The following is a 17,090-nucleotide window of genomic DNA, read 5'->3' as shown; positions in this document are numbered from 1 at the left end:
TCATCTAACTGTCTACCAGCAATCATCTAACTGGCTTATTCCAGATTTGCTTTCAACCTAAATATTTAGAGATTCCTGTAGGATAAATATAATAAACAACATTTAAAGATATGGACAATACAAATCAAAAAAAAGCTTTAGTTAATACGGAAATCGCCGTGTTTCTGAGAGGTTTGATTATTGGTAAAGTGCTGACACTTATAGTTATTGGCGGATTGCTTTGGTGGCTACTGAAGCCGAATTTATTGTCCCGCAACAGCGTTAACTCTTCCTCTAATCAAAGTTCCAACACCGTTTCTAGTACTGCATCTACTTTTCAGACAGTTGCTGATGTCCCCACTGCCTCATTTAATTACGGAGGCAGTACAGCTTGGGCATCTATCCGGCAATTGGTAGATTCTCAGATCCAGAGCGATCGTCCTGAACTACAATTACGTTACGTAGACCCTGTGAATGGTAGCCCTGGTTCTAGCTCCGGTATTCGGATGTTGCTTGATGGGAAACTAGACTTTGCTCAGTCCTCCCGTCCCCTTACAGATGAAGAACAAGCGATCGCAAAAGAGCGAGGCTTCACCCTTGAGCAGCGTCAGGTGGGTATGGATGGGATAGCAGTGGTAGTCAACCCATCACTCAATGTGCCTAGTTTAACTGTTGAGCAATTGCAGCAGATTTATTTGGGGAAAATTACTAACTGGAATCAAGTAGGTGGGCCAAACCTACCCATCACGCCTTTTTCCCAACAACCAAAGGACGCAGACACAGTAATATTCAGCAACAGCGACTTGAAGGGGCAAGCACTTGGCTCGAATGTGCAGTATGTTTATTCTACTACAGAGGCAGTGCGCCAACTCAGTAAAAACCCTGGTGGTGTCTATTACGCTTCTGCGCGTTCAGTAGTACCTCAATGTAGTGTGAAAGCTTTGCCATTGGGTCGGACTTCTGGTCAGCTAATTCCCCCCTATCGGGAACCTCTGGTGTCGCCTGAACAATGTCCACGTCAGCGCAACCAGCTAAATACTCAGGCGATCAAAAATGGCAGCTATCCGATTATTGCTAACTTGTTTGTGATTATTAAGCAGAATAAAGGTCGGGAACAGCAGATTGGGGATGCCTATGCCAAACTTTTATTAACTCACCAGGGGCAAAAAGCAATTCAACAAGCTGGTTTCGTCGCGGTTCGCTAGTAGATTTGAAGAACAATTAAGCCCCCTAACCATAGATCCCCGACTTCTTTAGATCCCCGACTTCTTAAAGAAGTCGGGGATCTTATCCCAGGCTAATCATCCAGCAGCAGTCTTTTGAAACCAGCGCTATCAGGTAGATTATGATCCGTTAAAAATTGCTGATAAGCTAATTCTGACTGAATTTGCATCTTGATATACTCTGTTTTGGGTAGTGTTCCTCCTCGTAATCCTGCATATTCCAAATAGCTGGAAAACTCCCATTCTTCAGGTTGCTTTACCAGTTCTGCTTTCACTGGATTTAAATGAATATAACGTGAGAGGTTGAGAAGATAATCAGTTTGTAAAATATGAATACTTTGAAACCTTCCCTGAAATAGCACCCCAGAACGATTAAAACGCTTATTAATTGCCTTTGTGTAGGAAAGAGAGAGAGATTTCATTGCATCAGACAGAGTTTCATCTCTCAGATAGACCAAAAAATGATAATGATTGGGCATTAAACAGTAAGCAACAATATCTACTGCATTGCTGATGAGATGTTCCCTTATCAACCGGAGAAAATAAATATAGTTCTCACGCTCAAAGAAAATCTTTTGGCGATTGTTCCCCCGATTATAGACATGCTAAAAGTTGCCAGCTTGCAGGGGGGTTTGTCGTTGCGGCATAGGCTTTGAATATGAGATTTTGCTTTTAGTATGCCCTTTTAATCCAATCAGATCCCCGACTTCTTAGAGAAGTCGGGGATCTTGGGTAAATATTCATGTATTTATCACTCGATTTGAAAATATTTATTCACATTCACTCGACAGCTTGACTCTATCCGTGTTAGTTCTAATTTTTTGTGCATGTTCTGTCAATATTTGTTTTATTAATTCTCGATAATGTTTTATCTTATCCATTGCCGAATCTCATATGCCATTTTTTATTGTATTTTAGCGTTTAGCTTAACCCAAAATCATATTTTGCTTTATACAATGCGTTCCCCGAAGGGGTTGTCGTTCGCGCAGCGTGTCGTAGACAAGACATCGCACTCTCCATTATTCTCCATTGCTGCGGCAAGTTTTTCTAGATTTTCACGAACAGTGACGCTACGAATATGATTAACACCCCAGACTCGTTCACAAATATCTAAAGCTTGCAGATAAAGAGGTTCTGCTTCACTATAACGCCCCGTCTCACGATATATTTCTGCCAAATTATTCAGACTTTCAGCAACATTGGGATGATTTTCTCCCAATAGCTGCTTGTCAAGTTCTAAGGCTTTTATACATAAAGGTTCCGCTTCATTGTAACGCCCCTGTTCCCTGTACATATAACCAAGAGCGTAGATAGTATCTGCTAAAAGCGGATGCGCCTTTTGTAATAGACGCTGCTTGAGTTCCAATGATTGCAAAAACAAAGATTCGGCTTCGCTGTAGCGTCCTTGAGCGCGATATATTAAACCTAAATTGTGCAAATCTGTTGCAATATCGGGATTCTCTTCTCCCAAAAATCGCTTATCTAATTCTATTGCTTGTTGCGATAACGGTTCTGCTTCACTATAACGTCCTTGATGATAATAAAGTAGCGCTAAATTATTCAGTATAAGAGCAAAAGAAGGATGATTTTCGCCAAGCAAATGTTTTTCTAGTTCTAATGATTGCAGATACAAAGGTTCTGCTTCCTCATAACGTCCTTGTTCATCATATAGTAGTGCTAAATTGTTCAGACTGACGACAACATCAGCATGATTTTCTCCCCACAGGCGTTTCCTAAGTTCCAAAGCTTGTTGATATAGGAGTTCCGCTTTACTATATTGTCCAGTAGATTTGTAGAGTCCCGCCAAATTATTCAGGCTAGTAGCAAAAGAATGATGGTTGTCTCCTAAAAGGCGTTTCCTCAGTTCTAAAGCTTGTTTATATAAGGGTTCGGCTTCGCTGTAGTGTCCTGTTGCACGATATATTCCTGCTAAATTGTTCAGGCTAGTAGCTAAGTCTATCTGCAAACCTAATTCATTTTGCAATTCACTCGCCCGACGTAAATACTTAATTGCTAATTCCTGTTCTTCTTGATAATTTTGAGATTCACCCCGTTCTAATCTGCTGCGGTAAATATCACCTAAGCTTGAATATAAAGTAGCCAAAGTGGGGTTTTTCGTTTCCCCTTCCTGTTCTAATTTCTCGATTAGCCTTTGTAAATCTTGGATGGGCAAGAAAAAGTGATTATTTTCATTAGTATTTGTGCTGGCTAATTCTGTGTCTCTAAAAACAAAGCGTATATGTTCTAGTTCTTTACCAGGAATAGCATTTGTCTTTTTAGATTCAAACCGGAATACACCGTTGCGCCAACTCCAAAAGTCAGGGGCTTTTTTAATCAGGTTGACTAAAATTTGATTAGTTACCCAAAGTACAATCGCAAAAGGAAATTCGCGCAATCCTTCTCTTGTCCACTGTAAGTAACCAAAAAATTTCTCCTGTTCTGATTGCTCATTTCCAAGTCTGAGAAAATAAAGTTGTTCAGCACCCGTTACAGTAATCACTGTTGGATTCTGCTGACGGAGATATTCTTCTTGTTGTACCAGTTGGTTAAGAGCAGCTTTTAGGCTCGGTTCCTGACGTGCTAAAGTCACTCGATATGGACGAAACTTAGGTTGTAATTCGGCTTCATATTGGGCAATAATCTCATCACGAAAGCTAGGATCATCGCAAACTGCAATCAGTAAATTTAATCCCCGTTTTTGAGCTTCAATAGAAACAATTAAATCATCATAGGCATCTTGATTTTCTCCCTCCTCATCTAAGGATTCTTCATTTAACATTAATAGCTCCCTTTATTCTCAAGGTTTCGATAATAATTGGATGAACATCATACCAAGTTTCATCAGTGCGATATTCTAGAACATACAGCCCATGTAGCAAATCCAAAAACTCTGCTTCTTTAGGGTCATTGGGCATAAATTGCTCATAAACACTCTGTAAAATGTCTATATCAAGTTTTCCTAAACGTATGGAAAAATCATTGCGGATTTTATTGATTGCTTCCAGGAGAATTTTATCATCAATGATAACTTCTGCTGAGGGATTTCGCCGGATCATCCGCAAACAAATGCGGCAACATTCCTTAGCAATCCGAATTAACTCTCGCAATACGCCACCACTATAAATCACCATTTTTTCAGCAGTTTGTGCCGCAATTAATTCACTGGATATCCGCTTTTGTAAGACTTCACCGAGAATCTTTGTTGCTTCCTGGCGAGGTTGGGCGTTAGGGAAACGATTTTTACCTTTCTCAAAGATTTTTAATACAGGCATTGCCACAACTTGGTCGTTGGTTTCAGTGGCAATTATTGTGCTGATAAATGTTTCCCGAAGGACTGCGATCGGGATGGTGTAGATAATTTGAAAGTTAGGTTGACAAAGGGCTTTAATGTTATCTCGATAAATTTCGTTAACTCTTCCTAAGTCAAGTTTATCTAAATCATCAATAATTACTAAAACGTTTTGTTTAGTTGCAGTTTGAATAAGTGCAGCAATTTCATTAATTCTGGCAACTAAATCTGATAACTTGCGTTCAAATTCTTGTTTAATTTCATCTCGAACGCTAGCATCAGCTTTTAATTTAGAGCTAATCAATTTTAGGAGGTCAAAACCTATGCTAGCTTCTGCCTGCAAATTTAATTCTTCAGTGCGAGTGCGGGTAGCAAACCACTTATAAAGAGCTTCTTTAGTAGATTGAGGAATATCAACTTGTCGGGCTTCCGCTTCTGTCATTAAATTAACTGCGATCGCAAACAATATATTAATATGATTAACCGCCGACATTTCAATTTTGTCAGCAATAGAAAATAGTACTACAAAATATTTATTTTGAATTTGTCTGCTAAACTCAGCTAACAAAGTAGACTTACCACATCCTCGATGTCCTGTAAAGACAATTTTGCCATCTCGATTAGGGCTATCTTCCACTAATTGGTTAAGGTCTGCAATCAAATCATCACCATATTGGACTCTAAATCTTTCCATTTCGTTCCGTTCCATCAACGGAAACAGTTCGAGATTGCTGTATGCTTCTTGAAAGGAGTTTAATAATTCTTGAGACATTGGATAGTGCCATAAATATGGGAACTATTCATATAATGGCTCATGGTTTTTGAAGTAGAAATTAAGGTAATTACAACTTTCCTAACTCTATCAATAAATGACTACTAGGTGATACTGCCTTATATTTTAAAAGGGGATACTGTACCTTACACAATCTAAACCAATAAACAAGTAATAAAGGTGAATATAAATAAGAGTAGATAATAGATTATACATTGGATAAATATAAATAAATAATAGATTATACATTTGAAATGGTAAAAGTTACCTAACAAATAAAATTAAATTTTCATTTCATTTATAAAATTAAATTGTGCAACGGTACGCTTCGAGAGAAACACCGGGCGATTAGAAATCGCGGCTACACAAACAAAGTCCGCCTACGCGGACTAACGTCAAAATAGGGTTTCAAATTTAATCTGACGAGAGTAATAAAAGAGCGTTAAGAGGGGTACGAAAGGTCGAGAGGCTTTGATTCTTGCTCCCCTTCCCTTGCAGGGAAGGGGCTGGGGGTTAGGTTTCCGAGGCTTTGATGTTACAAAAAATACTTTTCAAACATCCTCTAAACCAGCTTTTGCGACTTTTAAACCAGCTTTTGCGACTTCTAAACCAGCTTTTGTAACTTCTAAACTAGCTTTTGCAACTTTTAAACCAGCTTTTGTAACTTCTAAACCTGCTTTTGCAACTTCTAAACCTGCTTTTGCGACTTCTAAACCTGCTTTTCTCAACGAATTTCAGCAAATATACCCACATCTATCTAGTAATGCCATTCAATGCTCTTAAAATTCTGTAACTTCACTGTGGCTGGTGCATCTGGTTATTGCGTATTTTTATGATATATAAATAACTCAGTGTATAAGATCAGGGTTATTTATAAATTAATCTAAACAGGAAAATTATATGACGCAACGGAAACGAAATTCCATGTCACTGACCAAAGCTGAACGACGGATTGAAGGAATGCAGACAATTAACCCTGAGTTAGACTTTAGTAATGGGTTTTCAATTACTACTTACAACACTAAAGTAATTGAGTTACGAGAAAAGCTAGGCGCTTATAATCAAGCACAAACAATAGTAGATAAGACACACAATGCATTAATAGAAGCAGAACGAGAGTTGAATACTTATTCTGAGCAAATGCTGTTAAATGTTGCATCTCGCTATGGCAAAAGTAGTGATGAATATGAGATGGCTGGTGGAACGCGCAGGTCAGACCGTAAAAAAGCACGTTCAGCAGTAAACTAAACAGTGACATCTGTGAAGTGATTGTTTTGACTCGCGTTGTCCAGATCCCCGACTTCTTTGAGAAGTCGGGGATCTAATTTTTCACAAATGATTTAAGACTGCTATAGATGGTTTGATATTTTCCCCTTACCAGCTATTCTGATTCCAAGCTATGCGGTTATGAGGTATACAAATCTTGCCAACTGCTGAACAAGGCATCAGGTGTGTCATACTATGTCAATCTTTGACCAATACATTCACTCCTATTTACATTGTCCGCCTCGATGAACAAACAGGTAATGTGTTTATTTTGGCAGGAGATAACATAGAGGTAGAAATCTATCGCAATGGTTTTTGGAGGTTCTTGTGATTGAGCCAGACTTTAGCAGCATGAGCAAAACCGAGTTAAGAGCCTTCGTCATTGCTCACCTCGACAACAAAGCAGCGTTTCGTGCTTTTGTTGACCGCTTTACATCTGAAGCGTCTCCAGAGACTTTTGACATCCCAAAATCGAATGCTGAGATTGAAGAAGTTGAAATTTTGATTAGACAAAAATTAGAACAATTAAAAATGAGCTAGATTTTAGGGTTTTAATCAGTCCAGCGATGTCTACGACTGGCGTAGCTGCGGCACCAACTACGATAGAGATGCTGAGTGCGATCGCACTTTGCGTATGAATCCGTATAACTCTATCCTGGTAAACATTTATAATTTGCGTATGGGTCTATTAGCCCAGAAGTTAACTTCTGGGCGGAATGTTAAGACTAGTTAGATTTTAGGGTTTTAATTAGTGCAACGATCGCACCAATTATGATAGAGATGCTGAGTGCGATCGCAAATGGGCTAAAAGGTTGTTCCAACAATACAGGTGTAACATCAACTGGGTATGATGCATGACCAGCATCAACCACCTTAATAGTCTGCTGTGGTTGCACGGCTATTATTTGATGTTCTATTGATGCCTTGATAGACATCTTTGTTAGCACTTGCTGATTGCCTAGTGTTATCTGACTCAGATTGAGGCTTTCCGGTTGTAAGTTTGCATTTGCGCGAGAAATTTGTATCATAGGAATGTTAGCCCTAGCTAAAAATTCAGGGTAAAAAAGCGACAAATTAAAAACAAAACTAAGTGGATTCTGCTTTCTGAGTGGCTTCAGGTTTGCAGAATCACTTGGGGCATAAATAACCCCTAGTAAGCTGGAGCTTATTGGGGGTTTTGTGCCTTTAATAGATTCTACCGACAACTTTTCTGTTTGGCAATAGAATAGTTATAATAAAATAAATAATGTCAAGGACATTTAAGGTCAGATTGAAGGACATTTAAGGACAGATAAGAACAGAGAAGTTATCCTTGATTGCCTCCTAGATGAAAAATAAACATGACAGAGCTAAGATCCAGACGTGGTATTCAAGTAACTGAACAAGGTCTTCAGTTACTCCAACAAGCCAAGGTTACAAAACAGAATGATGAAGGCAGGCTTACGACTTATTTAGATATTGCAACAAATGCCGGAGTGAGTGAGAAGACGGTTCAGCGGTTTTTCCGTCGCGAAATTGTTGACAAAGGGGTTGCGATCGCGATCGCCAGAGCCTTAGATTTAGAACTAGCAGACTTAATCGATGTAAAAGCGACGACTACTCCCATTGACTGGCAGGAGGTGTGCAGCACTATGCTGGAACCGCAGCGGCGGATAACTAGTAATCCTCTAATGCAAGACGAATCTGCCAGAAAAGACAAAGAACAAATTTATGTTCCCCTGGCACTAGTGCAACGCACAAAAACAGATAAACGCGACAAGGGTAATTTTTCCCCAGATATGGGAACACGTCTTTATGAACCGCAGTATGAAACACAGCAACGATTTGAGCATGAGGCTTTCTTAAGTCAGATTCTAGAAGGCGGCGAAGGTAAAACCAAACGCCAGCAAATAGCTGTGATTGGAGAACCGGGTGCAGGAAAAACAACACTCCTGCAAACTATAGCTTTTTGGGTGTTAGAGAAAAACTTAGGTTTACCAGTCTGGATTTCTCTGGCAGACTTAGGGCGAAATGGTATTTTGACAGATATTCAAACATATATATGTAATAGTTGGCTAGAGCAAGCAATTCCTGCAACACAATTAACTCAGGAAGTGCGGGAAGAGTTTACAAACCAAATTCAGCAGGGACGAGTATGGCTGCTATTAGATGGCGTAGATGAAATGTCTGAAGCGTCTCACCAGCCATTAGAGGAAATTTCCCGTCAGTTGAATGGATGGCTACGTTCATCACGAGTAGTGTTAACTTGTCGGCTGAATGTTTGGCAAGCGGATGTCAACGCCCTAGAAACCTTTGAAACCTATCGCCTACTGGACTTTGACTATCCCCAACAGGTGCATCAGTTTATTGATAACTGGTTTGGGAAGCTGAGTGAAAAAGGAGAACGGTTAAAGACAGAATTAGACTCTGCCGAACGGCTACGGTTGCGTGACTTGGTGCAAACTCCCCTGCGGTTGGCGTTGTTGTGTGGTATCTGCCAGACTGAGGAGGGGAATTTACCAAAGACAAAAGCGGGATTGTATGAGCAATGTGTGCAGCAGTTCTACAGATGGAAACAAAACCGTTTCCGCACCAGTAAAAAAGAACAACATGACTTAAACGAGGCTTTGGGACGTTTAGCCTTGCGGGATATCAACGAAGGTAGTTCACGATTTCGCTTACTGGAAAGTTTTATCAGTGAAGAACTAGGCTATCCAGATGATGAGAATTCGCTGTTTTACAAAGCTTGGCAACTGGGCTGGCTAAATCATGTAGGGATTGCGGCTGAATCTTCTAGCAAAGAAAAGGTTTATGCCTTCTACCATGCCACCTTTGAAGAATATTTCGCCGCGTTAGCTGTTGACGATTGGCACTATTTTCTAAAGCACGTTCCTGAAAACCCAGAACAAGGAATATATCGCATATTTGAACCGCAGTGGAAAGAGGTAATTTTGTTGTGGTTCGGGCGAGAAGATGTAAAAGAGCAACAAAAGAAAGATTTTATCAAAGCGTTAGTAGAATTTGAGGATGGCTGCAACAGTCAGAGTCAAATTCCTGACTGGAAAGGATTTTATGAATATCGAGCCTATTTTATAGCGGCAGTCGGTATCGCCGAGTTTAAAGATTGTGATTTAGCAGATGCGATCGCAAAGCAAATTGTCACATGGGGCTTTGGTTATTTCAACATTGAAAAACAGAAGTGGCAGACATTTGACGAACCGATAGAAGAAAAGGCTAAAGCTGTACTGGCAGAAACGGATCGCAAAAAAGCGATCGCGGCATTAGTGGAGTTAATTCATAATTCTCAATCTGAATCTACCCGTAGGCAAGCGGCATCAAGTTTAGGGGAAATAGCTGAAGATAATCCCACTGCGATCGCGGCATTAGTGGAGTTAATTAATAATTCTCAATCTGAATATACCCGTAGGCTAGCGGCATCAAGTTTAGGGAAAATAGCTGAAGATAATCCCACTGCGATCGCGGCATTAGTGGAGTTAATTAATAATTCTCAATCTGAATCTACCCGTTGGCAAGCGGCATCAAGTTTAGGGGAAATAGCTGAAGATAACCCCACTGCGATCGCGGCATTAGAGGAGTTAATTCGTGATTCTCAATCTGAATCTACCCGTTGGCAAGCGGCATCAAGTTTAGGGAAAATAGCTAAAGATAATCCCACTGCGATCGCGGCATTAGAGGAGTTAATTCGTGATTCTCAATCTGAATCTACCCGTTGGCAAGCGGCATCAAGTTTAGGGAAAATAGCTGAAGATAATCCCACTGCGATCGCGGCATTAGTGGAGTTAATTCGTGATTCTCAATCTGAATCTACCTGTTGGCTAGCGGCATCAAGTTTATGGGAAATAGCTAAAGATAATCCCACTGCGATCGCGGCATTAGAGGAGTTAATTCGTGATTCTCAATCTGAATCTACCTGTTGGCTAGCGGCATCAAGTTTATGGGAAATAGCTGAAGATAATCCCACTGTGATCGCTGTATTAGAGGAGTTAATTCGTGATTCTCAATCTGAATCTACCCGTTGGCAAGCGGCATCAAGTTTAGGAGAAATAGCTGAAGATAACCCCACTGCGATCGCTGCATTAGTGAAGTTAATTCGTAATTCTCAATCTGAATCTACCCGTAGGCTAGCGGCATTAAGTTTAGGGGAAATAGCTGAAGATAACCCCACTGCGATCGCTGCATTAGTCGAGTTAATTCGTGATTCTCAATCTGAATCTACCCGTAGGCTAGCGGCATCAAGTTTAGGGGAAATTTTAACAGAATCTGACAAGATGACGGCAGTTGTCACCGCTTTGAAAAATGACTTATCAGATGAGGCTTACAAAGTTATCTGGCACTGCACCCAAACTATGACTTATCCAGTCTTTTATCAAGCTTGGCATAGTGACTGATTCCCACTTCAAAATTGAAAAACTCAACTTACTAATATTTATTCAATCTTTTTATTCAGTGCTATTTAAAGCCGGATTAATGAGATTAAGTGAGGGATTGAAAAAGCGATCGCATAGTCTCAAATTATCTCAGATTAGGTGCGATCGCTTTCTCTAAGTAGTCCAATAAAAAATCTGAATATCTGTAATCCAGTCTTAAGTATAATTATTTTATAACTTTCAGTGCGTTTACAACCTAATGATCAAACCCGCCGATGTCAGCACCAAACGCTTAATCAGCCTTGCACCTGATAACTGGGTAAAATGGGTAACACAAATTCCTGATATTGTTGCTGGGGAAATTCTCAACTCAGAATTTCAGTGGATAAGCCGAGAAAGTGATGTTTTAATCCGTGTCGAAAGTCCCCAGTATGGAAAATTTCTAGTTCTTAACGAATTACAACTCCGCTATAAACCAGAAATGCCGCGCAGGATGCGTGCATACACAGCACTTGCAGAAGAAAAATATAATTTGCCCACGTATCCAGTACTAATTAATATCCTCAAGGCAAGTGATGCTGAAATACCGACAATTTATGCATCAAATATTGCTGGTTTACGTGCTATTCAAGATTACCGTGTCATTAACCTGTGGGAAGTTGATGTAAATATTGCCTTTGCACAACCATTACCATCACTACTTCCATTTGTACCCATCCTCAAAGGAGGTGATAACGAGTCTACGATTCGGGACGCATTGCGAATATTACGTGCAGATGAACAATTGAATCAACTAGAAACAGTATTAGGATTTTTTGCTACGTTTGTATTAGATAGTGCAATAGTTCAACAAATTATGAGGTGGGATATGGCACTCTTAGAGCAGTCGCCTTGGTATCAAGAAATTTTTAGCAAAGGGGAAGAACGAGGAAGAAAGGAGGAGTTATATTCAGGGATTGAATTGGCATTAGAAATTAAGTTTGGCAATCAAGGTTCAGAATTGATGCCGATAATCTCTCAACTTACAGATTTGCAGAAATTAAAAGCAATTCAACAGGCAATTAAAACTGTAAATACAGTCAATGAATTACAGCAAGTTTTGTCAACCAACTTTACATAAAACACCAAAAACATAACCCCTCTCCGCCACCGGAAAGGGGTTAATCATTGCCGAATATTGTACAGACGCGATTCATCGCGTCTCTATTCGCGGATTCATCGCGTCTCTATTCAGCAATCTCTAATAAGCGTCTTGCAACTCGTAGAAATCAGGCGAGATATAATCCTTCCGCAAAGGCCAACCTACCCAATCTTCCGGCATCAAAAGCCGCTTGAGATTTGGGTGTCCTTGGTAGACAATGCCCAACATATCGTAAGACTCGCGCTCTTGCCAATCTGCCGTCTTCCAAATCCAGTACACAGAAGGCACTACAGGATTTTCCCGTGGTAAGAACACCTTTAAGCGTACTTCTTCCGGGCGATCGCTATTATCACCCACTTTAATCAAGTGATACACACTCACCAATTCCTGTCCTGGCCCAAGGTCAATACCACCTTGAAACTGGAGATAATTAAACCCATAAGCATAAAGGGCTGTAGCAGTGGGAAGCAAGAAATCTGGCTCCACCTTAATTATCTCTACACCATTCTTATCTGGTGCCAAAAACTCATGGTCAAAGCCATTTTCCGTCAACCACTGGGAAACTTTACCGGCTTGTACCAATGACTCTTCTTTGGCTGCTACTACTGGTTGAGATTCTTCATCAGCCACGGGGTTGTTCCTCCTTTTGCGCCTTTGCTGTCAGTAGTGCAGGTGGTATTGGCATACCGATCGCTTCCGTCAATTCTTTCGGTGGTGCATAGCGAGTTTCTGACTGCAAATACTTACCAGTTAAGATTTCCTCCACTGGTTTAAAATTATGAGTCGTGCTGTAGTAGCGGTGAGTTTGCTTAATTTTATCCCGCTCTTGCATCGATTCATTGGCGATTTTCTTCCGCAACTTAATGATCGCGTCAATAATTGCTTCTGGACGGGGAGGACAACCAGGCAAGTACACATCCACAGGAATCAGTTTATCGACTCCGCGCACTGCCGTAGGGGAATCAACGCTGAACATCCCGCCCGTAATTGTGCAAGCACCCATCGCAATGACATACTTCGGCTCTGGCATTTGTTCATAAAGACGCACCAATTGCGGAGCCATCTTCATCGTAATCGTCCCTGCCGTAATAATTAAATCGGCTTGGCGGGGGCTAGAACGGGGAATTAGTCCAAAACGGTCAAAATCAAATCGGGAACCAATTAAAGCTGCAAACTCAATAAAACAGCAAGCAGTACCAAACAGCAACGGCCACAGACTAGAAAGCCGCGCCCAGTCATAGAGATCATCAACCGTAGTCAAAATGATGTTTTCTGACAGGTCTTGAGTGACATTGGTACGCTCAATGGGGTTGATGATTCGCTCTTTGTCCTGAGTTGTTAAGTTAGAATTCAAGACCATTCCAAAGCTCCTTTACGCCATGCGTAAACTAAAGCGACTACAAGAATTGCAATAAAGACTAGCGCTTCAATAAATGCCAATAGCCCCAAACGATGGAAAGCTACCGCCCAAGGATACAAGAATACAGTCTCCACATCAAAGACGACGAAGACCAAAGCAAACATGTAGTAGCGAATGTTGAACTGAATCCAGGCTCCGCCGATGGGTTCCATGCCAGATTCATAGGTGGTGTGCCGTTCTGGGCTGTAACCACTGGGTCGTAAGAGCTTGGATGCTGAGAGCGCTAAGGCAGGAACTAGGCTACAGATGATGAAGAAGCCTAGAAGGTACTCGTAACCGCTGAGGACAAACACAATGAGTATCTACCGCTTATGGAGTATTTTAAGTAGGGAGTGGGGAGTGGGGAGTGGGGAGTGGGGAGATGAGGGGGATGAGGGGGATGAGGGAGAAGAATTAATAACTAATGCCCAATGCCCAATGCCCAATGCCCAATGCCCAATGCCCAATGCCCAATCCCTTAACTGCGTAACTTTCTTTTACATTATATCTGTTTGATATTTCTGAAATCTGGGAAACAGACGCACTTCAGGTATTTGATTCGTTTTTGGTAGCGATAGAAAAGTCTAACAATTATGTCATAATTTTTAACGTATATTTAAGATTTCTCCTCCGCGAGGACTTAGCCATGAGCGAACCAGCTGTTGAGACTACGGCGTTAGATCGCTACGAGTGTCGCGCCTGCGGTTATGTTTACGAACCCGAAAAGGGAGACGACAAGGATGATATTCCTTCCGGGACACCCTTTGCAGAACTGCCCATAAATTGGCGCTGTCCAGTTTGTACTGCTAAGAAAACCGCTTTTGCCAACATCGGACCTGCGGGTACTGCATCCGGCTTCAAAGAAAATCTCGGTTACGGTTTGGGTGTCAACAAGCTAACGCCAGCCCAAAAGAATATCTTAATTTTTGGCGCTTTGGCTCTTGCCTTCTTGTTTTTTATCAGTCTCTACGGCTTACAATGACAGCCGTTAAGCAATTCAAAATTCAAAATTCAACAGGACTTACGCAAAAAATAGCTGAAACCCTTATTTTTAGGTAGGGGCAATTCATGAATTGCCCCAACAGCGTGTAGTTTTGTGTAAGTCCTATTCAAAATGAAAAACTTTAGAAACAAATAAGAGATACTGATGCATTCAATTGTGAAAAGTTGGCAACGAATAGCTGCCTTGTTGATAGTAGTCCTGATGTGCATAGGTTGTAGCAAAATTCCTTCTGTTAGCTACAACCCCTGGAAAATCATTTCTGTGCCAACAGACTCGAATCTATTAGATATTGCTTTTACTGATAACTCTGAGCATGGCTACTTAGTAGGTAGTAATGCCACTCTGTTGGAAACCAATGACGGTGGTAATACCTGGAAACCAATAACACTGCAACTGGATGATCCAAAGTATCGCTTTGACTCAGTAAGTTTTGCAGGTAAAGAAGGCTGGATTGCCGGAGAACCTGGACTATTGCTGCACACTACCGATGAAGGTGGTTCTTGGTCGCGTATTCCCCTGAACGAAAAGCTACCAGGTAGCCCGATCGCAATTAAGGCACTGGCAGACAATACAGCTGAAATGGCTACTGATGTCGGAGCCATATATAAGACCACAGATGGCGGCAAAAACTGGAAAGCCCAGGTGGAATCAGCAGTCGGTGTGGTGCGTAACTTGGAACGTTCTGCTGATGGTAAATATGTTGCGGTTTCTGCTAAGGGTAGTTTCTACTCGACTTGGGAACCAGGGCAAGATGCTTGGGTACCCCATAACCGCAATAGTTCTCGGCGGGTAGAAAATATGGGCTTTGCTGAGAATGGGCAATTGTGGTTGCTAGCTAGAGGAGGTCAAATTCAGTTTAGTGACGAAACTAAACCTGAAAAGTGGCAAGAGGCACAATATCCAGACTTCTCCACCAGTTTGGGTTTACTGGATTTGGCATATCGCACACCCAATGAAATTTGGATAGGTGGCGGTAGCGGTAATTTGCTACGGAGTGGCGACGGTGGCAAAACCTGGGAAAAAGACCGTGCGGTAGAAGAAGTTGCTGCTAATTTGTACAAGATTGTGTTCTTAGAGCCAGACCGGGGATTTATAATTGGCGATCGCGGCGTTTTGCTCAAATATCTACCAAACCCTGAAACGACTTCTCCAGCAGAGGCGGCTTAGTTACTAAGAGGGAGTGGGGAGTGGGGAGATGAGGGAGATAAGGGAGATGAACCAATGACAAATGACAAATGACAAATGACAAATGCCCAATGCCCAACACTTAATTTCTGAGAAGAACGTTGCAACTTGTAACTCTTTCTTAACTTTGTAGGATAATAAATTCTATAACACTCTATGTAAAGGCAGGGATCTAAATGTCAGGTACCACTGGAGAACGTCCGTTTTCGGACATCATTACCAGCGTTCGTTACTGGGTAATTCATAGCATCACCATCCCAGCATTGTTTATTGCTGGTTGGCTATTTGTCAGCACCGGGCTGGCTTATGATGCTTTTGGCACACCTCGTCCCAATGAGTATTTCACACCAGCACGCCAAGAAGTGCCAATTGTGAAGAACCGTTTTGAAGCTAAAAAACAAGTTGAACAATTTATTGGAAAGTAGTTTGAGATCATGACTAGCAGCAATAACATCAATCAACCAGTTACCTATCCAATTTTTACCGTTAGATGGCTGGCAGTTCACACATTAGGTGTACCAACTGTATTCTTTTTAGGCGCGATCGCCGCAATGCAATTTATTCACCGTTAGGAGCAATTATGGTCGAAAGATCGCCCAATCCCAATAATCAGCCGGTTGAACTAAACCGGACTTCGCTATACCTGGGACTACTACTAGTTTTCGTTCTGGGGATTCTGTTTTCCAGTTACTTCTTTAACTAAGTGGAAGTACTGTTGTTAATCTTTGCTTATTAAACGTATGTTGATTTGTTGTTAAGGGAGGAGAGAAACTGTGTCTGAAAGTGGGAGAATTCCCCTGTGGGTCGTCGCTACGATCGCAGGATTAGGTATAATCACAGTCCTGGGCATTTTCTTTTATGGTGCCTATGCCGGAATTGGTTCTTCGATTTAACCGAACACTATAAGTGAGAATTTTCTAGCATTTGTTGAGAAATCAACGTTAAAAAAACCGCCTATCTCTATGAGATGGGCGGTATTAATTTTGGCTAGTAGTCATTTGTCCTTTGTCATTTGTTTTTTGCAAATGACTAATGACTAATGACTAATGACTACATCAGTATCAGTTAATATCGCTGATATCGTCGCTTTCAATGTATAAAAATAGAAACGCGAAGATCACACCGGGCAAAACCCAACCAATTATGGGAACGAAGATAGAAGACAAGTACGAAGTACTAGCCAAGATAGAAGGCAAAAAAGAAGCTGCCATAGTAAAGGTTCCTATGAAATGACACTACAATTCAAAATGAGCTTACTGCAAATTCTGCCAGAATTTTGAAATTCTTTCATATTTTTAACACAGGCAATATTGGGAATGGGGAGTGGGGAGTGGGGGGAGACAAGAGAGAGATTTGTTGAATAATTCTTCCTCATCCCCCTCATCCCCCTCATCCCCCTCATCCCCCTCATCCCCCTCATCCCCCTCATCCCCCTCATCCCCCTCATCCCCCTCATCCCCCTCATC

General features: G+C 41.3%; 23 protein-coding genes and 1 pseudogene. 13 read left to right on the top strand and 11 right to left on the bottom strand.

What is annotated here, in order from left to right; all coding sequences use genetic code 11:
• Positions 1–110: 110 nt before the first annotated feature.
• Positions 111–1,184: a PstS family phosphate ABC transporter substrate-binding protein gene (locus V7K27_RS33745; RefSeq protein ID WP_334953092.1), complete on the top strand. Its 1,074-nt coding sequence runs from the start codon at positions 111–113 to the stop codon at positions 1,182–1,184.
• Positions 1,185–1,276: 92 nt separating this feature from the next.
• Here V7K27_RS33745 and V7K27_RS33740 read toward each other — a convergent pair.
• The 4 genes and pseudogenes from V7K27_RS33740 to V7K27_RS33725 all read right to left on the bottom strand — a co-directional run bounded on the left by V7K27_RS33740 (position 1,277) and on the right by V7K27_RS33725 (position 5,991).
• Positions 1,277–1,849: pseudogene (locus V7K27_RS33740) on the bottom strand (transposase).
• A gap of 302 nt (positions 1,850–2,151) precedes the next feature.
• Positions 2,152–3,981 (bottom strand): tetratricopeptide repeat protein, encoded by a 1,830-nt coding sequence (locus V7K27_RS33735; protein WP_334953091.1) that lies wholly within the window; start codon positions 3,979–3,981, stop codon positions 2,152–2,154.
• Complete coding sequence (locus tag V7K27_RS33730) at positions 3,971–5,263, bottom strand: ATP-binding protein (protein ID WP_334953089.1); 1,293 nt, start codon at positions 5,261–5,263, stop codon at positions 3,971–3,973. The genes V7K27_RS33735 and V7K27_RS33730 overlap by 11 nt, the downstream gene beginning before the upstream one ends.
• Positions 5,264–5,814: 551 nt before the next feature.
• Positions 5,815–5,991, bottom strand: coding sequence for a hypothetical protein (locus tag V7K27_RS33725; protein WP_334953087.1), 177 nt, complete (start codon positions 5,989–5,991; stop codon positions 5,815–5,817).
• A gap of 172 nt (positions 5,992–6,163) precedes the next feature.
• Between V7K27_RS33725 and V7K27_RS33720 the strand changes: the two genes are divergently transcribed.
• The 3 genes from V7K27_RS33720 (at position 6,164) to V7K27_RS33710 (ending at position 7,069) form a co-directional block, all read left to right on the top strand.
• Positions 6,164–6,511 (top strand): hypothetical protein, encoded by a 348-nt coding sequence (locus V7K27_RS33720; protein ID WP_334953086.1) that lies wholly within the window; start codon positions 6,164–6,166, stop codon positions 6,509–6,511.
• 175 nt (positions 6,512–6,686) lie between these two features.
• Entirely contained in the window at positions 6,687–6,860 is a 174-nt protein-coding gene (locus tag V7K27_RS33715; RefSeq protein ID WP_323231084.1) for a DUF6888 family protein, read from the top strand.
• A complete protein-coding gene (locus V7K27_RS33710) occupies positions 6,857–7,069 on the top strand; it encodes a DUF6887 family protein (protein ID WP_334953084.1) in 213 nt (70 codons plus the stop codon). Before V7K27_RS33715 ends, V7K27_RS33710 begins: the two co-directional genes overlap by 4 nt.
• A gap of 185 nt (positions 7,070–7,254) precedes the next feature.
• Here V7K27_RS33710 and V7K27_RS33705 read toward each other — a convergent pair whose 3' ends face one another.
• The gene (locus tag V7K27_RS33705; RefSeq protein ID WP_334953083.1) at positions 7,255–7,557 is read right to left on the bottom strand and encodes a hypothetical protein; all 303 of its coding nucleotides are present in this window, start codon (positions 7,555–7,557) and stop codon (positions 7,255–7,257) included.
• A gap of 312 nt (positions 7,558–7,869) precedes the next feature.
• Between V7K27_RS33705 and V7K27_RS33700 the strand changes: the two genes are divergently transcribed.
• The 3 genes from V7K27_RS33700 to V7K27_RS33690 all read left to right on the top strand — a co-directional run bounded on the left by V7K27_RS33700 (position 7,870) and on the right by V7K27_RS33690 (position 12,016).
• The gene (locus V7K27_RS33700; protein ID WP_334953082.1) at positions 7,870–10,917 is read left to right on the top strand and encodes a HEAT repeat domain-containing protein; all 3,048 of its coding nucleotides are present in this window, start codon (positions 7,870–7,872) and stop codon (positions 10,915–10,917) included.
• Positions 10,910–11,074 carry a hypothetical protein gene (locus V7K27_RS33695; RefSeq protein ID WP_334953081.1) on the top strand — a complete coding sequence of 55 codons (165 nt, stop codon included), beginning with the start codon at positions 10,910–10,912 and terminating at the stop codon, positions 11,072–11,074. The genes V7K27_RS33700 and V7K27_RS33695 overlap by 8 nt, the downstream gene beginning before the upstream one ends.
• A gap of 81 nt (positions 11,075–11,155) precedes the next feature.
• Positions 11,156–12,016, top strand: a complete 861-nt coding sequence (locus tag V7K27_RS33690; RefSeq protein WP_334953080.1) for an Rpn family recombination-promoting nuclease/putative transposase — start codon at positions 11,156–11,158, stop codon at positions 12,014–12,016.
• Between the two features lie 120 nt (positions 12,017–12,136).
• On the opposite strand, the gene V7K27_RS33685 is transcribed toward V7K27_RS33690, so the two are convergent.
• From V7K27_RS33685 to V7K27_RS33670, 4 genes are read right to left on the bottom strand one after another with little or no spacing between them, the layout of a single operon-like run.
• Positions 12,137–12,667 (bottom strand): NAD(P)H-quinone oxidoreductase subunit J, encoded by a 531-nt coding sequence (locus V7K27_RS33685; RefSeq protein WP_334953079.1) that lies wholly within the window; start codon positions 12,665–12,667, stop codon positions 12,137–12,139.
• Positions 12,660–13,397, bottom strand: a complete 738-nt coding sequence (gene ndhK, locus V7K27_RS33680; RefSeq protein ID WP_334953077.1) for a photosynthetic/respiratory NAD(P)H-quinone oxidoreductase subunit K — start codon at positions 13,395–13,397, stop codon at positions 12,660–12,662. The genes V7K27_RS33685 and ndhK overlap by 8 nt, the downstream gene beginning before the upstream one ends.
• A complete protein-coding gene (gene ndhC / locus V7K27_RS33675) occupies positions 13,388–13,750 on the bottom strand; it encodes a photosynthetic/respiratory NAD(P)H-quinone oxidoreductase subunit C (RefSeq protein WP_196526961.1) in 363 nt (120 codons plus the stop codon). Before ndhC ends, ndhK begins: the two co-directional genes overlap by 10 nt.
• Positions 13,751–13,759: 9 nt before the next feature.
• Positions 13,760–13,903 (bottom strand): hypothetical protein, encoded by a 144-nt coding sequence (locus tag V7K27_RS33670; protein ID WP_334953075.1) that lies wholly within the window; start codon positions 13,901–13,903, stop codon positions 13,760–13,762.
• Between the two features lie 179 nt (positions 13,904–14,082).
• Here V7K27_RS33670 and V7K27_RS33665 point away from each other — a divergent pair, with 179 nt between their 5' ends.
• Both V7K27_RS33665 and V7K27_RS33660 read left to right on the top strand, forming a co-directional pair.
• Complete coding sequence (locus tag V7K27_RS33665) at positions 14,083–14,418, top strand: rubredoxin (protein WP_334953073.1); 336 nt, start codon at positions 14,083–14,085, stop codon at positions 14,416–14,418.
• 165 nt (positions 14,419–14,583) lie between these two features.
• Positions 14,584–15,606: a photosynthesis system II assembly factor Ycf48 gene (locus V7K27_RS33660; protein WP_334953072.1), complete on the top strand. Its 1,023-nt coding sequence runs from the start codon at positions 14,584–14,586 to the stop codon at positions 15,604–15,606.
• Here V7K27_RS33660 and V7K27_RS33655 read toward each other — a convergent pair.
• Positions 15,603–15,731, bottom strand: a complete 129-nt coding sequence (locus V7K27_RS33655) for a hypothetical protein (protein WP_334953071.1) — start codon at positions 15,729–15,731, stop codon at positions 15,603–15,605. The genes V7K27_RS33660 and V7K27_RS33655 overlap by 4 nt on opposite strands.
• A 69-nt stretch (positions 15,732–15,800) precedes the next feature.
• Between V7K27_RS33655 and psbE the strand changes: the two genes are divergently transcribed.
• The 4 genes from psbE to V7K27_RS33635 all read left to right on the top strand — a co-directional run bounded on the left by psbE (position 15,801) and on the right by V7K27_RS33635 (position 16,517).
• Positions 15,801–16,049, top strand: coding sequence for a cytochrome b559 subunit alpha (gene psbE / locus V7K27_RS33650; protein ID WP_012411800.1), 249 nt, complete (start codon positions 15,801–15,803; stop codon positions 16,047–16,049).
• 9 nt (positions 16,050–16,058) lie between these two features.
• A complete protein-coding gene (gene psbF / locus V7K27_RS33645; protein WP_174708531.1) occupies positions 16,059–16,196 on the top strand; it encodes a cytochrome b559 subunit beta in 138 nt (45 codons plus the stop codon).
• Positions 16,197–16,204: 8 nt separating this feature from the next.
• Positions 16,205–16,327: a photosystem II reaction center protein L gene (locus V7K27_RS33640; RefSeq protein WP_012411802.1), complete on the top strand. Its 123-nt coding sequence runs from the start codon at positions 16,205–16,207 to the stop codon at positions 16,325–16,327.
• A 70-nt stretch (positions 16,328–16,397) separates the two neighbouring features.
• Positions 16,398–16,517, top strand: coding sequence for a photosystem II reaction center protein J (locus V7K27_RS33635; protein WP_292759492.1), 120 nt, complete (start codon positions 16,398–16,400; stop codon positions 16,515–16,517).
• 168 nt (positions 16,518–16,685) lie between these two features.
• On the opposite strand, the gene psaI is transcribed toward V7K27_RS33635, so the two are convergent.
• The gene (psaI, locus tag V7K27_RS33630; RefSeq protein ID WP_292759491.1) at positions 16,686–16,835 is read right to left on the bottom strand and encodes a photosystem I reaction center subunit VIII; all 150 of its coding nucleotides are present in this window, start codon (positions 16,833–16,835) and stop codon (positions 16,686–16,688) included.
• Between the last annotated feature and the right edge of the window lie 255 nt (positions 16,836–17,090).

Source organism: Nostoc sp. (assembly GCF_036919575.1).
Lineage (GTDB): Bacteria > Cyanobacteriota > Cyanobacteriia > Cyanobacteriales > Nostocaceae > Nostoc.
Note: the sequence above shows the minus strand (reverse complement) of the source record. Positions and strands in the feature narration are given on the sequence as shown.